21 protein-coding genes are annotated in these 19,066 nt (G+C 53.0%); 12 read left to right on the plus strand and 9 right to left on the minus strand.

Annotation, left to right across the window (positions count from 1 at the left end):
• Nucleotides 1–159: 159 nt before the first annotated feature.
• On the minus strand, nucleotides 160–1,071 hold the full coding sequence (gene hemF, locus E1162_RS17330) for an oxygen-dependent coproporphyrinogen oxidase (RefSeq protein ID WP_155133978.1): 912 nt from the start codon (nucleotides 1,069–1,071) through the stop codon (nucleotides 160–162).
• A 94-nt stretch (nucleotides 1,072–1,165) separates the two neighbouring features.
• Nucleotides 1,166–1,621, minus strand: coding sequence for a tRNA (cytidine(34)-2'-O)-methyltransferase (locus E1162_RS17335; RefSeq protein ID WP_155133981.1), 456 nt, complete (start codon nucleotides 1,619–1,621; stop codon nucleotides 1,166–1,168).
• A gap of 284 nt (nucleotides 1,622–1,905) precedes the next feature.
• Here E1162_RS17335 and E1162_RS19625 point away from each other — a divergent pair, with 284 nt between their 5' ends.
• The 11 genes from E1162_RS19625 (at nucleotide 1,906) to E1162_RS17385 (ending at nucleotide 11,512) form a co-directional block, all read left to right on the plus strand.
• Nucleotides 1,906–2,031: a hypothetical protein gene (locus E1162_RS19625; protein ID WP_257099094.1), complete on the plus strand. Its 126-nt coding sequence runs from the start codon at nucleotides 1,906–1,908 to the stop codon at nucleotides 2,029–2,031.
• Between the two features lie 207 nt (nucleotides 2,032–2,238).
• Entirely contained in the window at nucleotides 2,239–2,523 is a 285-nt protein-coding gene (locus E1162_RS17340) for a hypothetical protein (RefSeq protein WP_155133984.1), read from the plus strand.
• A 70-nt stretch (nucleotides 2,524–2,593) separates the two neighbouring features.
• Entirely contained in the window at nucleotides 2,594–4,441 is a 1,848-nt protein-coding gene (locus E1162_RS17345; protein ID WP_155133987.1) for an ABC transporter ATP-binding protein, read from the plus strand.
• Nucleotides 4,442–4,756: 315 nt separating this feature from the next.
• Nucleotides 4,757–5,338 (plus strand): ubiquinol-cytochrome c reductase iron-sulfur subunit, encoded by a 582-nt coding sequence (petA, locus tag E1162_RS17350; RefSeq protein ID WP_371312003.1) that lies wholly within the window; start codon nucleotides 4,757–4,759, stop codon nucleotides 5,336–5,338.
• 23 nt (nucleotides 5,339–5,361) lie between these two features.
• Nucleotides 5,362–6,648, plus strand: a complete 1,287-nt coding sequence (locus tag E1162_RS17355) for a cytochrome b (RefSeq protein WP_155133990.1) — start codon at nucleotides 5,362–5,364, stop codon at nucleotides 6,646–6,648.
• A 21-nt stretch (nucleotides 6,649–6,669) separates the two neighbouring features.
• A complete protein-coding gene (locus E1162_RS17360) occupies nucleotides 6,670–7,515 on the plus strand; it encodes a cytochrome c1 (protein ID WP_155133993.1) in 846 nt (281 codons plus the stop codon).
• Between the two features lie 168 nt (nucleotides 7,516–7,683).
• The gene (locus E1162_RS17365; RefSeq protein ID WP_155133996.1) at nucleotides 7,684–8,553 is read left to right on the plus strand and encodes an S-methyl-5'-thioadenosine phosphorylase; all 870 of its coding nucleotides are present in this window, start codon (nucleotides 7,684–7,686) and stop codon (nucleotides 8,551–8,553) included.
• Nucleotides 8,554–8,610: 57 nt separating this feature from the next.
• Entirely contained in the window at nucleotides 8,611–9,144 is a 534-nt protein-coding gene (locus tag E1162_RS17370; RefSeq protein WP_371312026.1) for an adenine phosphoribosyltransferase, read from the plus strand.
• On the plus strand, nucleotides 9,141–9,809 hold the full coding sequence (bluB, locus tag E1162_RS17375) for a 5,6-dimethylbenzimidazole synthase (protein ID WP_155134000.1): 669 nt from the start codon (nucleotides 9,141–9,143) through the stop codon (nucleotides 9,807–9,809). Before E1162_RS17370 ends, bluB begins: the two co-directional genes overlap by 4 nt.
• A 25-nt stretch (nucleotides 9,810–9,834) precedes the next feature.
• The gene (locus E1162_RS17380; protein ID WP_155134003.1) at nucleotides 9,835–10,332 is read left to right on the plus strand and encodes a GNAT family N-acetyltransferase; all 498 of its coding nucleotides are present in this window, start codon (nucleotides 9,835–9,837) and stop codon (nucleotides 10,330–10,332) included.
• A gap of 367 nt (nucleotides 10,333–10,699) precedes the next feature.
• Nucleotides 10,700–11,512 (plus strand): DeoR/GlpR family DNA-binding transcription regulator, encoded by an 813-nt coding sequence (locus E1162_RS17385; RefSeq protein WP_371312004.1) that lies wholly within the window; start codon nucleotides 10,700–10,702, stop codon nucleotides 11,510–11,512.
• A 55-nt stretch (nucleotides 11,513–11,567) separates the two neighbouring features.
• Here E1162_RS17385 and ychF read toward each other — a convergent pair whose 3' ends face one another.
• From ychF to E1162_RS17400, 3 genes are read right to left on the minus strand one after another with little or no spacing between them, the layout of a single operon-like run.
• Complete coding sequence (gene ychF, locus E1162_RS17390) at nucleotides 11,568–12,668, minus strand: redox-regulated ATPase YchF (RefSeq protein WP_155134010.1); 1,101 nt, start codon at nucleotides 12,666–12,668, stop codon at nucleotides 11,568–11,570.
• On the minus strand, nucleotides 12,668–13,444 hold the full coding sequence (pth, locus tag E1162_RS17395) for an aminoacyl-tRNA hydrolase (RefSeq protein ID WP_155134013.1): 777 nt from the start codon (nucleotides 13,442–13,444) through the stop codon (nucleotides 12,668–12,670). The genes ychF and pth overlap by 1 nt, the downstream gene beginning before the upstream one ends.
• 33 nt (nucleotides 13,445–13,477) lie before the next feature.
• Entirely contained in the window at nucleotides 13,478–14,092 is a 615-nt protein-coding gene (locus E1162_RS17400; RefSeq protein ID WP_155134016.1) for a 50S ribosomal protein L25/general stress protein Ctc, read from the minus strand.
• 289 nt (nucleotides 14,093–14,381) lie between these two features.
• Between E1162_RS17400 and E1162_RS17405 the strand changes: the two genes are divergently transcribed.
• The gene (locus E1162_RS17405) at nucleotides 14,382–15,209 is read left to right on the plus strand and encodes a sulfite exporter TauE/SafE family protein (protein ID WP_257099096.1); all 828 of its coding nucleotides are present in this window, start codon (nucleotides 14,382–14,384) and stop codon (nucleotides 15,207–15,209) included.
• A gap of 95 nt (nucleotides 15,210–15,304) precedes the next feature.
• Here E1162_RS17405 and E1162_RS17410 read toward each other — a convergent pair whose 3' ends face one another.
• The 4 genes from E1162_RS17410 to pgeF all read right to left on the minus strand — a co-directional run bounded on the left by E1162_RS17410 (nucleotide 15,305) and on the right by pgeF (nucleotide 19,010).
• A complete protein-coding gene (locus tag E1162_RS17410) occupies nucleotides 15,305–16,237 on the minus strand; it encodes a ribose-phosphate pyrophosphokinase (RefSeq protein ID WP_155134019.1) in 933 nt (310 codons plus the stop codon).
• Between the two features lie 232 nt (nucleotides 16,238–16,469).
• Nucleotides 16,470–16,898 carry a hypothetical protein gene (locus E1162_RS17415; RefSeq protein ID WP_371312005.1) on the minus strand — a complete coding sequence of 143 codons (429 nt, stop codon included), beginning with the start codon at nucleotides 16,896–16,898 and terminating at the stop codon, nucleotides 16,470–16,472.
• Between the two features lie 162 nt (nucleotides 16,899–17,060).
• Nucleotides 17,061–18,221: a M24 family metallopeptidase gene (locus E1162_RS17420; protein WP_155134025.1), complete on the minus strand. Its 1,161-nt coding sequence runs from the start codon at nucleotides 18,219–18,221 to the stop codon at nucleotides 17,061–17,063.
• A 24-nt stretch (nucleotides 18,222–18,245) separates the two neighbouring features.
• Entirely contained in the window at nucleotides 18,246–19,010 is a 765-nt protein-coding gene (pgeF, locus tag E1162_RS17425) for a peptidoglycan editing factor PgeF (RefSeq protein WP_155134028.1), read from the minus strand.
• Nucleotides 19,011–19,066: the final 56 nt, after the last annotated feature.

The following is a 19,066-nucleotide window of genomic DNA, read 5'->3' on the forward strand; positions in this document are numbered from 1 at the left end:
CCGCCACGGAGAATGAGCAGCTCTTCGCACTACGTTTGTCCGGTATGACGGGCGGAGTGCTAGCAGCTATAGGGAGCTCCGAAGGGCACAGCGAACCGTCACCCCGGACTTGATCCGGGGTCTAGCAAACGCATGTAAATAACGGATAGGCCGCTGTTATTACGGCCACTTCACCACTGGAGGCATGGAGGACAGGATAGAGGCAACGTTGCCGCCTGTCTTAAGGCCGAAGATGGTGCCACGGTCGTAGAGCAGGTTGTATTCTACATATCTACCACGGCGGATGAGCTGCTCTTCGCGCTGTGCCTCCGTCCAACCTTTCAGGAAGTTGGCACGCACAAGCTGCGGGTAGATATCAAGGAAGCCGAGGCCAACCGATTTGGTGAAGGCAAGGTCTGCATCCCAGTCGCCGCTGTTGTGGTAGTCGTAGAAAATACCGCCAATGCCGCGCGCCTCGTTGCGGTGCTTCAGGAAGAAGTACTCGTCGCACCATTTTTTGTAGTGCTCGTAGTCTGCGCCCTTATGCCCTTCACACGCCTTCTTCATAGCGGCGTGGAAGTTGATGCTGTCAGCGTCATCCTCATTTCGGCGCGCATCTAGAACAGGTGTCAGGTCTGCACCGCCGCCAAACCACTGGCGTGTGGTGACCACCATGCGGGTGTTCATGTGAACAGCAGGAACATTGGGGTTGTGCATGTGCGCGATGAGCGAGATGCCAGATGCCCAAAAACGCGGGTCTTCATTAGCGCCGGGGATTTGACCGCGAAACTCTGGCGAAAACTCCCCATGAACGGTAGAGACGTGAACGCCGACTTTTTCGAACACGCGGCCATGCATCATAGACATCACGCCGCCGCCGCCTTTAGCGCCGCTGTGGTCAGTGCGCTCCCATGGCGTGCGAACAAAGCGGCCTGCAGGCATTTCGCTTAACGGGCCTGCCTGCTCGCCGACCTCGTCCTCAATACGTTCGAACTCATCGCAAATGCGGTCCCGAAGTTCGGCAAACCACTTTGTTGCGATTGGTTTTTTCTCTTCGATGTCGTGTGGGACTGGACCGCCGCGCTCGCTCATTTCGTTGAACCTGCCATTCTATTAAAACGCATTTCTACCGAGGAATACGGCAGGAGCGTTGAAATTCCTATAAATGCTTTTGTCGGATAGCTCCCTAGAAGCCACCTGTTTGTCTCAGGGCTTCACCCAGAACCATACCGGTTGATACAGCTATATTTAGGGAGCGCATTCCGTTTTTCATCGGGATGATCAAACGATTATCCGCATAATCGTGTACATCTTGCGGCACGCCAGAGCTTTCACGGCCCATGAGCAGGATGTCATCTGCCTTGTACTGGAACTCTGTGTAGGTGTGGTCAGCCTTTGTGGAGAGAAGCAGAAGGCGGCGGTTTTGTTCTTCACGCCACTGCTTAAAGGCATCCCAGCTAATGTGGCGTACCAGTTTGGCGCGTTCGATATAGTCCATGCCTGCACGTTTCAGGGCATGGTCAGAAAGGGGAAAACCTGCAGGTTCAATAAGGTGAACACTCACGTCCATACAAGCGGCAAGGCGAAGAATCGTGCCGGTGTTTTGGGGAATGTCAGGCTGGTAGAGAGCAATATCTGGCATGAAGACCTAAGCTGCATGAAGTTGTTTGCATGGTCATATCAGTTTGAACCGCATGGTAAAAGCAATGAAACAGCCGAGTGTCTGTATCGTTGAGAAGCGCTATCGATAATGTGTTGCCGATATGACACGAGAGGCTTTTTCTGATTTTTCTCGAATTTTGGGGCTAGGCATCTCTACTTATGGTGGGTATAACCTCTCTCGTTCTCACGTAACGGGAACACTTCTTGAATGGCTGGCATTTCTAGGCTAGCCGGGTTTTGGTTTACTATTTAAGGGAGCGGTTGATGTTTCATTCCAATGAACACCTGACATTTGTTGTCACCGGTTATGCCGCTTCCATGTTTGGCTGCTCATTGCCAACCATCTGCGCCCCTACCGGCTTGAAGCCGGTACTTGGTGTACGCGACTAGACCGACCCAACTTTTTCCAGACTACAGAAAATTTATACCCGGCAGACCCCGTGCCTCGGTTATGGCAAGGTGCGTAAGGCTGCCGACGACTCGACTTTTTAGGAGTTCGTTATGGCGATCCACGAATTTACGTGGGCCTATCTCGCGCCGGCTATTCTATCCCGGCGTGCGAAAAGCCCAGCCTTAAACCCTATGCAGTCTTCCAGTATGGATTGGAAGTTGCTTGCGTTTGAAATCGGTATCTTCCTGCTAATCAGCCTTGTAATTACGCTTGCTGGTTATGGTTACAGCCTCTATCTGGCGATTATGTCTTTGCAAGAGGTTCAGACCGTATCAGGAGCTGAAAGCGGAGAAGTCTTCCGCCAGAACCTGAAGTATGCTCTGGTTGGCTCCGGCATTGTTGGTGTTAGCGTTGCCTGCCTCATATGGGGGCTTTTGGCACCTGAGCCTCGCAAACCTCTGCCGAGAGAAGAAGATGAGCGGTTTCGATAATAAAACAGAGGGAAGACGCGCAAGGTCTTCCCTCAGCTCCTATGGTTTTGGAGAATAAAGGATCCCGGAAATGTTTGGTTTTTTTGAGAGATTGGTCGATCCTTTCAAGAAGGAGCCAATAGTCTCGCCTCCGGACACGTTCTGGAGTTTTATCTGGTACTACGCTCGTCCGTTGGCGCCTATTTTGCTGATCACATCCCTTATGGGTGCGGTGATCGCTATTTTGGAAGTGTCGCTGTTTGCCTTCATGGGCGATCTGGTGAATTGGCTTGGAACTGAAGACCCGCAGACCTTCTTTGCTGATAACTGGCAATATCTGCTTTGGATGGCCGCTGTGGTTCTGGTGATCTATCCGATCATCAGCTTCACTTGGGAAATGATCTTCCATCAGGGTATTCTCGGCAATTTTCCGATGATTATCCGTTGGCGCGGGCATAGATATTTGCTGCGCCAGTCCATGCAGTTTTATCAAAACGAGTTTGCTGGCCGCATCGCTACAAAGCTGATGCAGACTTCTATTGCTGTTCGTGAAGTTGTAACGCGCATTGTCGATATCTTCGTCTATGTAGCTATCTACTTCACTGCGGCTGTCGTGCTTGTTTTTGCTGCGGATTGGAAGCTGGCTATGCCAATGGTGGTGTGGCTGGTTGCCTATATTAGCGTGCTTTCGTTCTTCGTTCCGAAGCTGAAGGAAGTTTCCAAGGAGCAGGCCGACAAGCGCTCGGATATGACCGGTAAGGTCGTTGATGCGTACACCAACATTACCACGGTAAAGCTGTTCTCTCACGCCGAGAGGGAAGAGAACTATGCGCGGGATTCCATGAAGTCCTTCATGGATCCGGTCTACCGGCAGATGCGTTTGGTGACACTTCTCAATATGTGCCTCACCACCATCAACCACCTGCTGCTCTTTAGCATTGCACTGACCTCTATCCTGCTGTGGCAGCGCTCCATGGTGAGCACAGGCGACATCGCAATTGCGATTGGCCTTGTGTTCCGCCTTCAGGGCATGAGCCACTGGATCATGTGGGAAGTTGCTGGCCTGTTTGAAAACGTCGGTACGGTTCAGGACGGTCTAAAAATGATGTCCAAGCCGCGTGAGGTTGTTGATGCGCCAGAGGCTAAAGAGCTGGTGGTGAAGGATGCTGCGATCTCCTTCGATCATGTCCGCTTCCATTATGGCAAGGAAAGCGGCGTGCTTGAGGACCTGTCACTGGCTATCAAGGCCGGTGAGAAGATCGGCGTTGTTGGTCGTTCTGGTGCGGGTAAGTCCACGCTTATGAACCTGCTACTGCGCTTCTATGATCTGGAAGGCGGCAAGATCACCATCGACGGACAGGACATCTCTAATGTCACGCAGGAAAGTTTGCGTGCGCATATCGGGGTGGTCAGTCAGGATACCTCTTTGCTGCACCGTTCAATCGAAGAGAATATTCTTTACGGTAGCGACGGCGCGACAGAGGAACAGTTGATGGAAGCGGTTCGCCGCGCCCACGCAGAATCCTTCGTTGAGGGGCTTGAGGATCAAGATGGCCGCAAGGGTCTGAAGACTATGGTTGGCGAGCGAGGCGTCAAGCTTTCGGGCGGCCAGCGTCAGCGTATCGCTATTGCCCGTGTGTTGCTGAAGGATGCTCCGATCCTCGTTCTAGACGAGGCAACCTCTGCTCTGGATTCGGAAGTTGAAGCGGCAATTCAGGAGAGCTTGAACGAGCTTATGGACGGCAAGACCGTTATCGCCATCGCCCATAGGTTGTCGACGATTGCAGCCATGGATCGCCTTGTGGTGATGGACGAGGGGCGCATCATTGAGGTCGGTACTCATGATGACCTACTCGCGCATGGCGGGTTGTACGCCAGCCTCTGGGAACGTCAATCTGGCGGCTTTTTGACGCAAGTTGCGCTTCCTGCAGCGCAATAAGAATCAACGGATATCCGGCTTCGTCTTAGTCTAAAGGATAAGTCGGATATCCACTCTTATTATAAATTTCAATGGGTTAACGCTGCGAGAAGCCCTTCTTAGAGTGCCTCTAAATCCACGAAAATCGTTTTATTCCCAGTTTAGCTGCGACAATAAGTCCTTTATACGCACTGTTCCCTAGACAACTGCGACCATTGGTGGCAGTAAACTCGGGATAATCATGGTGCGTATTCTACGTACCACTCAACCTGATCCACACCGTGCAGGGGGGTATTCAACCCGGGGGCGTTCGGGGCCGTGCAAGGTGGGGTAGAAATGTTTCGAGAGGACGCGACCTTGGAACAAACGAACACGGCTGAACCAACCCGCCGCGATTTCCTTTACATCGCGACCGGCGCTGTGGGTGTTGTGGGCACTGGGGCACTGGTGTGGCCCTTTATTCACCAAATGAATCCTGATGCTTCTGCGCTTGCGCTGGCTTCCATTGAAGTGGATGTCTCTGCAGTTGAAGAAGGTCAGTCCATTACCGTTATGTGGCGTGGCAAGCCGGTCTTTGTTCGTCATCGTACAGACAAGGAAATTGCCGAGGCAACTTCCGTTGCTATCGATGATCTTCCAGACCGCAATGCACGCAACGCAAACCTGCCAGAGGATGCGCAGGCGACTGATCCAAACCGCTCCGCCGAAGGTAAGGAGCCATGGTTGGTGATGATCGGCATCTGCACCCATCTGGGCTGTGTGCCTCTCGGCGAAGCAGGTGATTTTGGCGGCTGGTTCTGCCCATGTCACGGCTCCCACTACGATACGGCAGGCCGTATCCGCAGTGGCCCAGCACCGGAAAACATGCTCATTCCGCCGTTCAAATTCACCGACGATGAAACAATCTTGATCGGGTAACGGGACGAGTTCAGGAGGCAGCAATGGCTGGTCATACTAAATATGTGCCGCAGAGTGCTCCTGCCAAATGGCTAGAAAGCCGTTTGCCGGTGATTTCACTCGTTCGTGGCAGCTTTGTCGATTTTCCTACCCCGAAGAACCTCAATTACTGGTGGACCTTCGGCGGTATTGCATTCTTTGTGCTGGTAACCCAGATCGTTACCGGCATCGTACTGGTGATGCACTACACCCCGCATGAAACGCTTGCGTTTGCGTCTGTAGAGCACATCATGCGCAACGTGAACTATGGTTGGCTTATTCGCTACTTGCATGCGAACGGCGCATCCATGTTCTTTATTGCCGTTTATATTCATATCTTCCGCGGTCTTTACTACGGGTCTTACAAGGCTCCTCGTGAAATCTCCTGGATTTTGGGTGTTCTGATCTTCCTCATCATGATGGCGACTGCCTTCATGGGCTACGTATTGCCTTGGGGTCAGATGTCCTTGTGGGGTGCAACCGTTATCACGAACCTGTTCTCCGCTATCCCGATTGTTGGTGAGAGCGTTGTTCAGTGGCTGTGGGGTGGCTTCGCCGTTGGTAACCCAACTTTGAACCGCTTCTTCTCGCTGCACTATCTGCTGCCGTTTGTTCTTGTTGGTATTGTGATCCTGCACATCTGGGCATTCCACACCACTGGCAACAACAACCCGACTGGCGTTGATGTTAAGAGCGAAAAGGACACTGTTCCTTTCCACCCTTACTACACCATGAAGGATCTGCTCGCGATCGTCGTGTTCATGATCTTCTTCTCTTGGTTCGTATTCTATCTGCCAAACTACCTCGGTCACGCTGATAACTATATTGAAGCGAACCCGCTGGTAACGCCTGCGCACATCGTTCCTGAATGGTACTTCCTGCCGTTCTACGCGATCCTGCGTGCGATCACCTTCGATATTGGTCCAATTCCTTCCAAGCTCGGTGGTGTTCTGGCGATGTTCGGTGCGATTGCGGTACTGTTCGTGCTGCCATGGCTCGATACTTCCAAGGTGCGTTCGGCAACATTCCGTCCTCTGTATCGCATTGCTTTCTGGTTCTTCGGCTTCACTTGCGTGATGCTCGGCTGGCTGGGTGCTATGCCTGCAGAACAGCCTTACGTGGCTCTGGCTCAGCTGTTCACAGTGCTCTACTTCGCGCACTTCCTGATCGTGCTGCCATTGCTCGGCTTTATTGAAAAGCCAAAGGCGCTGCCAGATTCCATCAACGACTCCGTTCTGGGTAAGCCAGCTGCAGACAGCACTGTTGGCAAGTCCAGCGAAGCAGCTGCTTAAGGGCGATAGGGGGATAGACTTATGAAAAATCTTCTTACCAATAGCGCCCGTGCTTTGGCTGTTGTTGCCGGTGTTGCTCTTGCAGCACCAGCAGCTCTGGCAGCTGGCGATGGTCCGGTAGTTGAGCGTCAGCAGTGGTCGTTCAGCGGTCCATTTGGCCAGTACGACAAGCAGCAGCTTCAGCGCGGCTTTCAGGTCTACAAAGAGGTTTGTGCCTCTTGTCACGGCCTGAAGTATGTAGCGTTCCGCAACCTTTCCGAAGAAGGCGGTCCTGGTTTCTCCGAGGATGAAGTTAAGGCTCTGGCCAAGGAATACTTCATCGTTGACGGTCCGGACTCCGAAGGCGAGATGTTCGAGCGTGAGGGTAAACCTTTCGACTTGTTCCCGTCTCCTTTTGCGAACGAGCAGGCAGCTCGTGCGTCCAACAACGGTTCGTATCCGCCAGACCTGTCTTTGATGGCAAAAGCGCGTGCGGTTAAGCGTGGCTTCCCGCTGTTCGTCGTTGATGTGTTTACGCAGTATCAGGAAAACGGTCCTGATTACCTGTATGGCCTTCTCACCGGCTACCACGAAGCGCCTGAGGGTGTGGAAGTGGCTGACGGTCAGTACTACAACACCGGCTATGTAGGTGGCACGGCTCTTTCAATGGCTCCGCCACTGTCTGAAGAGATTGTTGAGTACACCGACGGTACGCCTATGACTGTTGATCAGTACGCACGCGATGTTTCCGCATTCCTTATGTGGACCGCAGAGCCGAAGCTGGACCAGCGCAAGAGCCTTGGTCTGGGGGTAATGCTCTTCCTCGTACTGTTCGCTTCTCTGCTTTACTTCACTAAGCGCAAAATCTGGCGCAACGTAGAGCACTAAGAGCAGCTAATCGAATTGATGAACCGCCGGTATCTTACCGGCGGTTTTTCTTTGGGCGCGTGTCAGCCGGCTACCAGATCGTTACGCTGACTAAACAAAAACTACAGCCTTGTATTTTGCCCGAATCTAAGCCCATTCTTTCACGGTTAAGTGGCACGGGAGAATTCCATGGAATCTGTTCTTGGGTTTATTGGAGGCTCGGGCCTCTATAATCTGCCGGGGATTGAAAACGGTCGTTGGGAGAAGATTGAAAGCCCTTGGGGAGAGCCCTCTGATGAGCTTTTTATTGGCGAAGTTGATGGCTTGAAGGCTGTCTTCCTACCTCGCCATGGTCGCGGGCATGTGTTTGCGCCCTCTGACATTAATTACCGGGCCAACATAGATATTCTAAAACGCGCAGGGGTTACGGATCTGGTCTCCGTGAGTGCATGTGGTTCCTTGAAAGAGGAATACGCACCGGGAACGTTCGTGCTGGTGGACCAGTTTATCGATCGCACCTTTGCCCGGCCTAAGAGCTTCTTTGGCAAGGGGTGTGTGACTCATGTCTCCGTTGCCGAGCCTGTTTCTCCCAAGCTACTGGATATTGTGGAAGCAGCCTGTCAGGACGAAGCGCTAACCTACAGCAGGGGCGGGACCTATCTTGCAATGGAGGGGCCGCAGTTTTCCTCTATCGCGGAGAGTAAGCTTTATCGGCAATGGGGCTGTGATGTGATCGGTATGACGAATATGCCGGAAGCAAAACTCGCTCGTGAAGCAGAGATGAGCTACTGCACTGTTGCCATGGTTACCGATTATGACAGTTGGCACCCAGATCATGGCATGGTCGATGTGAATAGCATTATCAAGGTTCTGCATGACAACGTCAGCAACGCGCAGCGATTGGTTCTCAATGTTGCCAAGCGTTTTCCGCGTGAGCATGAGCCATGCCCGATCGGTTCTAACAATGCGCTGGACTTTGCAATTATGACAGCTGAGGAAAAGCGCGATCCCGCCCTTGTGGCGAAACTTGATGCTGTGGCAGGCAGAGTTCTGAAATAGAACCGCCAAAGTTACAGACCCAGATTTAAAGGAAATTGACCCGTGCCTACCGGAACAATTGCTGAAGAGCTCGAACGCTCCATTCGCAGCATTCCAGACTATCCTAAGGAAGGTATCATCTTCCGCGATATCACTACATTGCTCGGTGATGCGCGGGCATTCCGCCGTGCGGTTGATGCGCTTGTTCAGCCGTGGGCAGGTTCCAAGATTGATCAGGTGGCCGGTATTGAAGCGCGCGGGTTTATTCTAGGCGGTGCGGTTGCTCATCAGCTTTCCGCAGGTTTCCTGCCAGTTCGCAAAAAGGGCAAGCTTCCGTTCCAGACCATGGAGATGGAATACGCGCTGGAATACGGCACTGATACCATCGAAATCCACGTTGATGCGGTTAAGCCGGGCGAGAAAGTAATCCTCGTAGACGATCTGATTGCAACGGGCGGAACCGCAGAGGCAGCTGTTAAGCTTTTGCGTGCAGCAGGTGCTGATATCGTTGCTGCGTGCTTTATCGTTGATCTGCCTGTTCTTGAAGGACGGAAGAAGATTGAAGCGCTTGGTGTTCCTGTCCGCACCCTTGTGGAGTTTGATGGCCATTGAGCGATAAGGGCAACCAGACACCGGGACCTGCGTTTGATGACGCATTCGGGCAGGAGTTTGTAAAGCTGTTGCAGTGGCGCCGTGATGTGCGCCACTTCAAGCGCGACCCTCTTCCTTCTGAGCTGGTTGAGGAATTGCTCGCCCTTACGGATCTATCTCCCTCAGTTGGCAACAGCCAGCCTTGGCGTTTTGTGATGATTGAAGAGCCTTCCCTGCGCTCGGCAATCTATGAGGACTTCAAGTGTGCGAACTCAGAAGCGCTAAACGGTTACAAGGGCGATAAGGCAGCACTTTACGCAAACCTGAAACTTTCAGGCTTGGATGATGCGCCTGTCCACATTGCTGTTTACTGTGATGAAGCGCCCGCACAGGGGCGTGGATTGGGACGGCAGACCATGCCGGAAACGCTGCGCTATTCAGTGGTTTCTGCCATTCACACGCTCTGGCTTGCAGCAAGAACACGGGGCGTAGGGCTTGGTTGGGTGTCCATACTGCATCCGGATAAACTACAGTCCCTCATTCAAGTTCCTGACAATTGGTCATTCGTGGCGTATCTTTGTCTGGGTTACCCCACTGTTGAGTCCGACACACCGGAGCTTCAGCAGGTAGGGTGGCAGGAACGAACCCCTTGGCAGACAAGGGTATATAAAAATAAAGTCAGCTAGGCCCTAAGCGAGGCCAAGGAGAAATATGTCTGTTGTTGTAAAAACCATTGGTGATGAAGACAGGGAGCTTCTGACTGAACTTCTTGTTCGCCGTTGGACAAGTCCGGACATCCTCATTGAAGGGGAAATGATCGACGCCTCTCAGCTTCCCGGCTTTCTTGCTTTCCAAGACGGACGCCTTGTTGGTGCTGTAACTTTGATTAAGCGAGCCCATGAATGGGAAATTCTAACGCTGGATTCCCTTCAGCGCTGGGGTGGTGTTGGTACGATCCTTCTTGATGCTGTTGTCGATACCGCGCTTGAACTGGGCATGCCGCGCCTGCTGGTGCGTACCTCCAATGATAATCTTGATGCGTTCCGCTTCTATCAGCGCCGTGGTTTCCGTTTGGAAAAAGTAGTGCAGGGCGTGATTGACGAGGAACGTAAGCTCAAGCCGGAAATTCCGGCAACGGGGCTACACGGTATTCCGATCCGCGATGAGGTTGTTTTTGCCCGTCCATTGGTGAGTGAAAATAACCGCTAGAGCCGATCGGCCACCTACAGAATATAACGGGGCGTTATCTCCTTATCGGGATGGCGCCCTTTTTGTTGGGTGCTTGTTTGTAGGTCGTAAAATAGAATGCGTCCAACTTGCATCTTCCTCTAGGTAAACCTAGCTAGAGCAGATAGGAAAATGGTGCGGCGCACCAAAAATTAGAATAAATTTCTTGTGGCGTACTAATAAAGTTGCCTCCTAAAATGTTCCTAAGGCAATTTCACTTGCGTAGAGTGGTCCGAATTTATTGTTGCCTATCGGCTTAAGCAGTTACTTGTCGTGGTTCTACTAATGATGGTGAGGTGCTTAGCTTGCTCAGGCAATGCGGGAAAATTGTTCCGGTGGGGGAATTGGGGTGGCACTAAACACGCCCGACAAGGTTGATGCACTTGCGCGGCTAGCAAGCCAGCATAGGCGTATTACGCGCGCAATGGCGCGGGAAATTCTTGAAGTTTCTGAAGACGCAATCGACGCTCTAATCAACCAGCTTTGCTCTCGCGGCGGGTTCTACTATTTCGATGGTACGCTGTTTTCTATGGAGCCTCGCGCAGAGGATCCTATCAGCATCCGCATGCGAACAAACTATCTCGAAAAGTTCTCCATTTGTGGCGAGTTCACCCGTCTCATAAAGCCGGGGGACACGGTGATGGTTACCGCCGGCACCACAAGCTGCATTCTTGCTCAGCATCTGGTTCGTGTTCCATATCTGACAGTGGTCTCCAACTCCTACGTGGTGGCTTCCTCGTTTCTAGCCCACGCCAACGAGGGGCAGGCGCAGCTTATCGGCGGGGAAATGTATTCCGGCCAGCTTGGAACGCTTGGCCCTGTCGCAGAGCAGTATGTGCGCTCCATCGAGATGGACTGGGCAGTGCTGTCGCCTATAGCTCTGTCTCTTGAAGGTGAGCTTATGTACTACGAGACAGCGGAGGCTTCATTCGCCCGCGCTGTTATAGAGAAGGCGAAGAACCTGATCGTGCTATGCGATTCCAGCAAGATCGGTGTCATCAGCCGTTACAAAGCGGGCGATCTCTCCGAAGTGCGTGGACTGATTACGGATAACGGCTGCTCTCCAAAAATGCTGGAGCGGCTGAAGGCAGCGGGCATGAACGAGTGCACGACTGTAGAGCTTGATGACGACGGCGCTGACGGCGTTGTTCTGCTAGACTAAACAACCACAAGCTAGATATGAAAAAGGGCGCCAGAGGCGCCCTTAATTGATTTGATCAGGTATTGAACTTGAACATCAGGACATCGCCGTCCTGCACGATGTATTCCTTACCTTCATCACGTGCTTTACCAGCTTCTTTTGCAGCAGTTTCACCGCCAAGGCCGACGTAGTCTTGGTATGCGATGGTCTGCGCACGAATGAAGCCGCGTTCGAAGTCGGTGTGGATCACGCCTGCTGCCTGAGGTGCTTTGGTACCTTTCACGATAGTCCAAGCGCGGGTCTCTTTAGGGCCTGCGGTGAAGTAAGTGATGAGGCCGAGCAGGTCGTAGCCAGCACGGATCAGGCGGTCGAGGCCAGGCTCTTCAAGGCCCATGCTCTCCATGTATTCCTGAGCTTCTTCAGCGTCCAGCTGTGCGATTTCAGCTTCAATTGCTGCGGAGATGATAACAGCAGCAGCGCCTTCTTTAGCAGCCTTTTCCTGAACCTTTGCAGAGAGGGCATTGCCTTCAGCAGCCGCACCTTCTTCTACGTTGCAAACGTAAAGAACAGGCTTGGAGGTCAGAAGGTTGAGCATACGCATCTGGCGCTGCTCTTCAGCGTCTGCCAGTTCAACGGTGCGGGCAGGGCGGCCATCCTGAAGTGCTGCAAGAGCTGCTTCCATGATAGGCAGCTGTGCTTTTGCTTCCTTGTCGCCGGTCGCTGCGCGCTTGCGAAGCGGCGCGATACGCTTTTCAAGGCTTTCCATGTCAGCGACCATCAGCTCGGTTTCGACGGTTTCAGCGTCGGCAATCGGGTCGATGGTGCCTTCTACGTGGGTGATGTCATCATCTTCAAAGCAACGCAGAACGTGTGCGATTGCGTCTACTTCGCGGATGTTTGCAAGAAACTGGTTGCCCAGACCTTCACCCTTGGATGCGCCGCGTACCAGGCCTGCAATGTCCACGAAGGTCAGGCGGGTAGGGATGATTTCCTTGGAGCCAGCAATCTTTGCGATAGCAGACTGACGTGGATCTGGAACAGCAACTTCACCGGTGTTCGGCTCAATGGTGCAGAACGGGTAGTTTGCTGCCTGAGCTGCTGCGGTTTTGGTCAGAGCATTGAAGAGCGTAGACTTGCCAACGTTAGGCAGGCCAACGATACCACACTGAAAGCCCATTATTCTTGTCCTTTCGATCCGAACAGACGCTCAAGCCCTGCGGCGAGCGGTCCTTTTTTTGAAGTTTCCTGCGGAGCCGGAGTTTTTGCTGCAGCAGTAGATCCGGTAGCAGGTGACTTGGTTTCATCCGCAGAAGCTTTTGCTGCCTTTTTTTCGGTAGCGGCTTTGCGGGAAGATTCTTTTTTGTAGGGCTTATCCTGCCCTTCAGGGCGGGTGGCCAGTGTAACCTTGTTGGCGAACTGACTGTCTTTGTCCTCTGCAAGAAGGGGAGCGTTGTCTGCAATCGCTTCTAGAAGCTGATCGAGCCACTCGGAATCTGCTTTGGCAAAGTCGCCCAGTACCCATTGGTGCACGCGGTCTTTATGGCCCGGATGGCCAATGCCAAGGCGTACACGGCGGTACTTGTCTGTGATGTGCGCGGTGATAGAGCGAAGACCGTTGTGGCCTCCGTGCCCACCTTCCGCCTTCATGCGGAATTTGCCCGGAGGTAGGTCCAGCTCGTCATACAGAACAACAACATCTGCAGGCGTCAGCTTGTAGAAGCGCATGGCTTCGCCCACTGAGCGACCAGATTCGTTCATGTATGTCTGGGGTTTCATAAGCAGGACTTTTTCGCCTGCCAGAGTGCCCTCTGATACGTGCGCCTGAAAACGGGCACGCCACGGGGCAAAAGAGCCATGGCGGCGATGAATTTCATCTGCCGCCATGAAACCGATATTGTGCCGGTTTTTCTCGTATTTAGGGCCCGGATTGCCAAGCCCAACAAACAGCTTCATTGGTTTCAATCCAAACCCTAAGAGAAAAGGGTATTATTCGGCGTCTTCTTCACCTTCAGCAGCGTCGTCAGCTTCTTTGAGGCCAGCTGGAGCAGCGATGGTGGAGATAGTGAAGTCACGATCGGTGATGGTTGGGGTGCAACCCTTAGGCAGCTTTACAGCAGAGATGTGCTGGGAAGAGCCGAGACCTTCTGCAGCCAGATCAACTTCGATAGCTTCTGGAATAGCGTTCGCAGGAACAACCATTTCTACAGTGTGACGAACGATGTTGAGAACGCCGCCACGCTTGATGCCTGGGCAGGTTTCTTCGTTCAGGAAGCGAACTGGAATTTCAACAGTCAGTTCAGCGTCAGCTGCTACGCGCAGGAAGTCTACGTGCATCAGGAAGTCTTTTACCGGATGCAGGTGGAAGTCTTTCGCGATTACAGAGATTTTCTCGCCGTTCAGATCGATGGTACCGATGTGGGAAAGGAAACCGCCCTTATGCAGGGTCATGGTTGCTTCTTTCACAGGCAGATCGATAGAGATCGCAGGCTTCTTGTCGCCGTAGATTACTGCAGGAACGAGACCTGCGCGACGAGATGCACGTGCGGCCCCCTTGCCTACACGGTCACGCACCGTTGCTTTCAGCACATAGCTGTTTGCCATGGTGGTTTCTCCTAGTTAAAAATATAAAAAAGTGGTCGCAGGAGCGGGCAATAGATGCCACTCAACAGCGACCGGCTTTGCACGCCTCCTCCAAGGGTGTCGACGTGCGCTGCTGCTATAGCGGAATACGCCATAAAGAGCAAGGGTGGAAACCTGCTTGAAAGAGGTTTCCTTTCAGGAGGGGACGTATAGGCCAACTTGGCCGAAATAGTAAGCCTACCCATGCTAGAAATTTGCAGGCCAACCCTATAGTTTGGTTGGTGAATTCAATAAGTGCTCTGAGGGTGTTTTGCCAGAAATTGATATGGTTCAGCTGGTCGGGCTTGCGCTGGCCTTGCTGGCTACCGGTTTGATCGCCGGTATTGTTGCAGGTCTTTTGGGTGTGGGTGGCGGTATCGTTATCGTGCCCGTTCTTTATTACATGTTTACGCTGATCGGCATTGATTCCTCCGTCATCATGCATGTTGCGGTGGGTACATCTCTTGCCACCATCGTTGCCACGGGTAGTTCTTCTGCGTGGGCGCATTACAAGCGCGGCGGTGTGGATGTTGATCTTCTCAAGCGCTGGAGCCTCCCAATTGCGGTTGGCGTGATTGTTGGCTCGATTGTAGGCGGTAACGTTAGCGGCGCAGTTCTTACTGCTGTCTTCGGTGTGGTTGCGCTTATCGTTTCCGCTAATATGGCGTTCCGGCAAAATCCCAAGCCGCTGGCTGAGCAACTGCCGGGCACCCCGATCCGTGAACTGCTGGGCTTCGTTATCGGTGGCTTTTCGGTGATGATGGGTATTGGCGGCGGTACTCTTGGTGTGCCTATCCTTACCCTGTTCAACTACCCTATCCGTAAGGCCGTCGGCACAGCCGCAGCTATCGGGTTAATTATCGCCATTCCGGGCGCGCTATCAGCGATCTTTTATGGCTGGGGCGTTGAGGGGCGTCCGCTCTATTCACTTGGCTATGTGAACTTGGTCGGCTTCCTGCTTATTATTCCTGCTTCTGTTCTTGCTGCACCTTGGGGTGCAAAGCTGGCCCATACGCTCGACCCGAAGCGTCTCAAGCTTGTGTTTGCCCTTTTCCTTGGCATCACCGGCTTCAAAATGCTTTCGGACGTGCTGTTCTAAGTTTCAAATGTTCCGCAAAGAGCGGCAGGCAAATGACAACAAAAAAGCCGGAGTGGTGACACTCCGGCTTTTCTTTAATTCGTTTGTCGCTGCTTTCAATCGAACAGGCTGGAAACGGACTTTTCCATTGCCGTACGGTTGATTGCTTCACCCAGCAGAGGAGCAACCGAGATGGTACGGATATTTGGAGCAGCCAGAACAGCAGCAGTTGGTTCGATAGAGTTGGTGATGACCAGCTCTTTCAGCTTGGAAGCGGAAACGCGTGCAACTGCACCGCCGGACAATACACCGTGAGTGATGTAAGCGGTTACAGACTTAGCGCCCTGAGCCAGAAGAGCATCAGCTGCGTTGCACAGAGTGCCGCCGGAGTCCACGATGTCGTCAACGAGGATACAGTCGTAGCCAGCAACGTCACCGATGATGTTCATCACTTCGGATTCGCCAGGCTTGTCACGACGCTTGTCGACGATGGAAAGAGGTGCTTCGATACGTTTTGCCAGTGCGCGAGCGCGAACAACACCGCCAACGTCTGGAGAAACAACCATTACGTTGTCGGTCTGATAACGCTCTTTAATGTCGCGTGTCATAACCGGTGCGCCGTAGAGGTTGTCGGTAGGGATATCGAAGAAGCCCTGAATCTGGCCTGCGTGCAGGTCCATGGTCAGTACGCGGTCAGCGCCTGAATGGGTGATCAGGTTTGCAACGAGCTTTGCAGAAATCGGTGTGCGAGGACCGGCTTTACGATCCTGACGGGCATAACCGAAGTAAGGAAGCACTGCTGTAATACGGCGCGCAGAAGAACGGCGTAGCGCGTCGATCAGAATCAACAGTTCCATGAGGTGATCATTGGCAGGGTAGCTCGTAGGCTGAATGATAAACACGTCCTCGCCACGAACGTTTTCCTGAACCTCAACGTAGATTTCCTGGTCGGCGAAGCGGCGAACTTGTGCCTTTGCCAACGGAACATCTAGATACTTTGAGATTTCTTCAGCCAGCGCGCGATTAGCATTACCCGCGACGATTTTCATGACCCGCAAGTCCTTCTGGGCTTTTGTTTCGTTCCTCAGGAGGGTGGGAGCGAAACTAGTATTGAAGACCTTTCAACTAATGAAAGGTCAGAGTTCTTATGGCCGACGCTGTTGGCGCCTGTTTGGGCGCCTTGTAGCAACACGGTTCCAATCGGACAATAGGCAGGATGTCTATTGGCGCGGTTTTTTCGTCTCAGAGATAATGTTTGTGAGATTCACGCGCCTTAGGCTGTTAACTGCTGTAGAGCCACGCTTCGATAGCCACCACAGAACGGGCAGCAATACGCTCAAGCGTGTCACGGGTCACGTGTGCCCACGGATCTCCGGTGCCGCCTTCAGACGATTCTTGGCCCTCGATACGCTGCAAACGGTTGCCATTGGCATCAACAATATCGAAGACGTAGAAAACAACAGAGCTGTCCTGACTGCCGGTTGCGGACAAGAAGCCCTTTACGCGGTAGGTCGCAGGCGCGCCGACACGGCGCACAAGCTTGAGATTTTTCTGTGAGGCAACTGTCGCGACATAGCGGGCGAGATCATCAGAGACGTTCCCCGGAGCACCGGTGAAACGGTCAAAGGCGAAGGTTGCTTTATCCGGTGCGACGTTCGGACGGACTGCTTGTGGCTGCGCAGAGCCGTTCAGCAGTTCCCCTGGAGGCACCTGACTGGCGCCACACCCTGCTACCAATGCTAGTAAACCTAGGGCCGCGAAACGGCTAAAACTCGAGCGTTTAATCATTTTCTCAATTACAGTCCCTGTGTGCCTGCCATGCACCTATGAATTGCCCCAGAGCAGGCTTGTCGCAGATCAATTGCAATAGGTTTAGCCTGACTTGATCTGTAGGTCGAGAGGGAGCTTGGATAAAGCCTCCGGTCCTCCATCGTGAGTGATGTAGGTTTGACCCAAAGTCATGGCTGTTTCGCTATCTGAATCCATAATAATCATGTGCATGAACAGCACCATGTTTTTATCGATTTTATGCGGATTATCCCGATAGGCCATGTACGGCGCATCCATCCACGTTGGAGAGAAGCGAGCGCCGAGAGAATAGCCGCAGGCATTCAGGCGATGCGACATCAGACCACGCTCGTCCAGCGTGCTGGCATGAGCTGCAAAGAGATCGCCAAATGTGTTGCCAACCTGCATGGCTTCCTCAACGGCTCTAAGGGCCGTCTTTGCTGCTTGGTGTAGCTCCAAGTGGCGCGGCGTCGGCTCGCCAATTATCACCGTGCGCATAGCTGCGCAGTGGTAGTGGCGGTAAACGCCAGCGTATTCCAATGTCAGCTGATCATTCTGGGAAAGATCTCTGCGGCCGGACTTATATCTGCAAAGCAAGGCATCACGGCCAGAGCCGATAACGAACTCGTTGCCCGGATAATCGCCGCCGCCTTCAAAGACAGCGCCCTGCATGGCTGCGAGAATAGTTCCCTCGTTTACACCGGGACCAGTGACAGCAAGAGCTGCCTCAAACGCGTTGTCGGTGAGTTCTGCTGCTTTGCGTACGTAATCAAGTTCTGCTGGTGACTTGATAAGGCGCAGAGAACGCACAACGTCCGATGCGTCTTCGATATTTGCAAAGGAACGAAGGGATTCGTCCAGTTCGCGCCCATTGAGAGCCGTAAGGCCGTGGGTGTCATACTCCACGCCGATCCGCGATCCCAGTAAGTCGAGATCGAATAGTAGCTCTTTGACCTGCGATACTGGGGATTTGCCACCGATATCCATCCAGAGACGTACATCCTTGATGATGGATGTATGGCGTGCCTGTCTAAGGTCGGCTGACCGAGTGAGAAGAATTGGCTCTTCTCCCGGACGGACAATCAGGCACTGGAAAAAGCAGTAGCCGAAGGTGTCGTAACCCGTGAGCCAGTATTGGCTTTCCGGCGCGAAAAGGAGAAGGCATTCCAGTTTGCGCTCGCGCATTGCCGCTTCGAGCGCGGTTCTGCGGTCTGCAAATTCTTCAGCTGAAAAGTGAAGGGCCATTCCAGATTGCTCCCTTATCCAAATCTAGATCAAGGTAATTGCAGAGATCTGACGGCCATAGTCAGGTTCTCTTCTGTGCGTGGTTCGACGGTAGGAGAAGAATGTATCCTCTTCTCCGTAGGTGCAGCGGCCGAGGTTGAACACTTGGTTCACTCCTGCTCGGTCCAGCTGGAACATAATGAAAGATGGTAGATCGAACATGAAATGTTGCGGTCGGTCAGACGGCTTGAAGAACCGGCAAAGGCGCGGGTCTTCTTCTTTGAACCGCTCGTGAAATTCGCTGCCTACTTCGTAAGCGCCGCTAGAGATGGTTGGGCCAAGGACAGCAACAGTGCTTTCCGGCCGTGCGCCCAGCTCAAACATTGCTTCCAGCGTATTATCTAAGATACCGGAGAATGCACCCTTCCAGCCCGCGTGGGCTGCGCCGATCACACCGTGCTGTGCATCTGCAAAAAGAACAGGGCCGCAATCTGCTGTGAGAACGCCGATAGCTATGCCACGCGTGTTGGTGACGAGGGCATCCGCTTCACGGTTCTGCTCAGGATCAAATGGACCGCTTACGGTCAAAACGCGTGCAGAGTGAATCTGGTATGGGGTGACGAGGTTGTCTGCATCAACATTCAAAGATGCGGCTACGCGGCGACGGTTCTCCAAAACACTGTCTTGGTCGTCGTTGGAGCCCAGACCTACGTTGAGACTCTCATAGATACCCTTGGACACACCATTGCGGCGGGTGAAAAAGCCGTGGTCTATGCCGGAAAGAGCCTCAAGCGCCTGTGCTTTAATCATGCAAACGTCCTTAATCTCTCAATGCGTGGAGTTGAGCCCTAAGGGAAGTGAATGTC

This window comes from Pseudovibrio flavus, from assembly GCF_009711345.1.
Taxonomy (GTDB): Bacteria; Pseudomonadota; Alphaproteobacteria; order Rhizobiales; family Stappiaceae; genus Pseudovibrio; species Pseudovibrio flavus.

Bases quoted from the DNA above. Each gene is read 5' to 3' on its own strand.
- hemF (WP_155133978.1), bottom strand. From the start codon at position 1,071: ATGAGCGAGCGCGGCGGTCCAGTCCCACACGACATCGAAGAGAAAAAA.
- E1162_RS17335 (WP_155133981.1), bottom strand. From the start codon at position 1,621: ATGCCAGATATTGCTCTCTACCAGCCTGACATTCCCCAAAACACCGGC.
- E1162_RS19625 (WP_257099094.1), top strand. From the start codon at position 1,906: ATGTTTCATTCCAATGAACACCTGACATTTGTTGTCACCGGTTATGCC.
- E1162_RS17340 (WP_155133984.1), top strand. From the start codon at position 2,239: ATGGATTGGAAGTTGCTTGCGTTTGAAATCGGTATCTTCCTGCTAATC.
- E1162_RS17345 (WP_155133987.1), top strand. From the start codon at position 2,594: ATGTTTGGTTTTTTTGAGAGATTGGTCGATCCTTTCAAGAAGGAGCCA.
- petA (WP_371312003.1), top strand. From the start codon at position 4,757: ATGTTTCGAGAGGACGCGACCTTGGAACAAACGAACACGGCTGAACCA.
- E1162_RS17355 (WP_155133990.1), top strand. From the start codon at position 5,362: ATGGCTGGTCATACTAAATATGTGCCGCAGAGTGCTCCTGCCAAATGG.
- E1162_RS17360 (WP_155133993.1), top strand. From the start codon at position 6,670: ATGAAAAATCTTCTTACCAATAGCGCCCGTGCTTTGGCTGTTGTTGCC.
- E1162_RS17365 (WP_155133996.1), top strand. From the start codon at position 7,684: ATGGAATCTGTTCTTGGGTTTATTGGAGGCTCGGGCCTCTATAATCTG.
- E1162_RS17380 (WP_155134003.1), top strand. From the start codon at position 9,835: ATGTCTGTTGTTGTAAAAACCATTGGTGATGAAGACAGGGAGCTTCTG.
- ychF (WP_155134010.1), bottom strand. From the start codon at position 12,668: ATGGGCTTTCAGTGTGGTATCGTTGGCCTGCCTAACGTTGGCAAGTCT.
- pth (WP_155134013.1), bottom strand. From the start codon at position 13,444: ATGAAGCTGTTTGTTGGGCTTGGCAATCCGGGCCCTAAATACGAGAAA.
- E1162_RS17400 (WP_155134016.1), bottom strand. From the start codon at position 14,092: ATGGCAAACAGCTATGTGCTGAAAGCAACGGTGCGTGACCGTGTAGGC.
- E1162_RS17410 (WP_155134019.1), bottom strand. From the start codon at position 16,237: ATGAAAATCGTCGCGGGTAATGCTAATCGCGCGCTGGCTGAAGAAATC.
- E1162_RS17420 (WP_155134025.1), bottom strand. From the start codon at position 18,221: ATGGCCCTTCACTTTTCAGCTGAAGAATTTGCAGACCGCAGAACCGCG.
- pgeF (WP_155134028.1), bottom strand. From the start codon at position 19,010: ATGATTAAAGCACAGGCGCTTGAGGCTCTTTCCGGCATAGACCACGGC.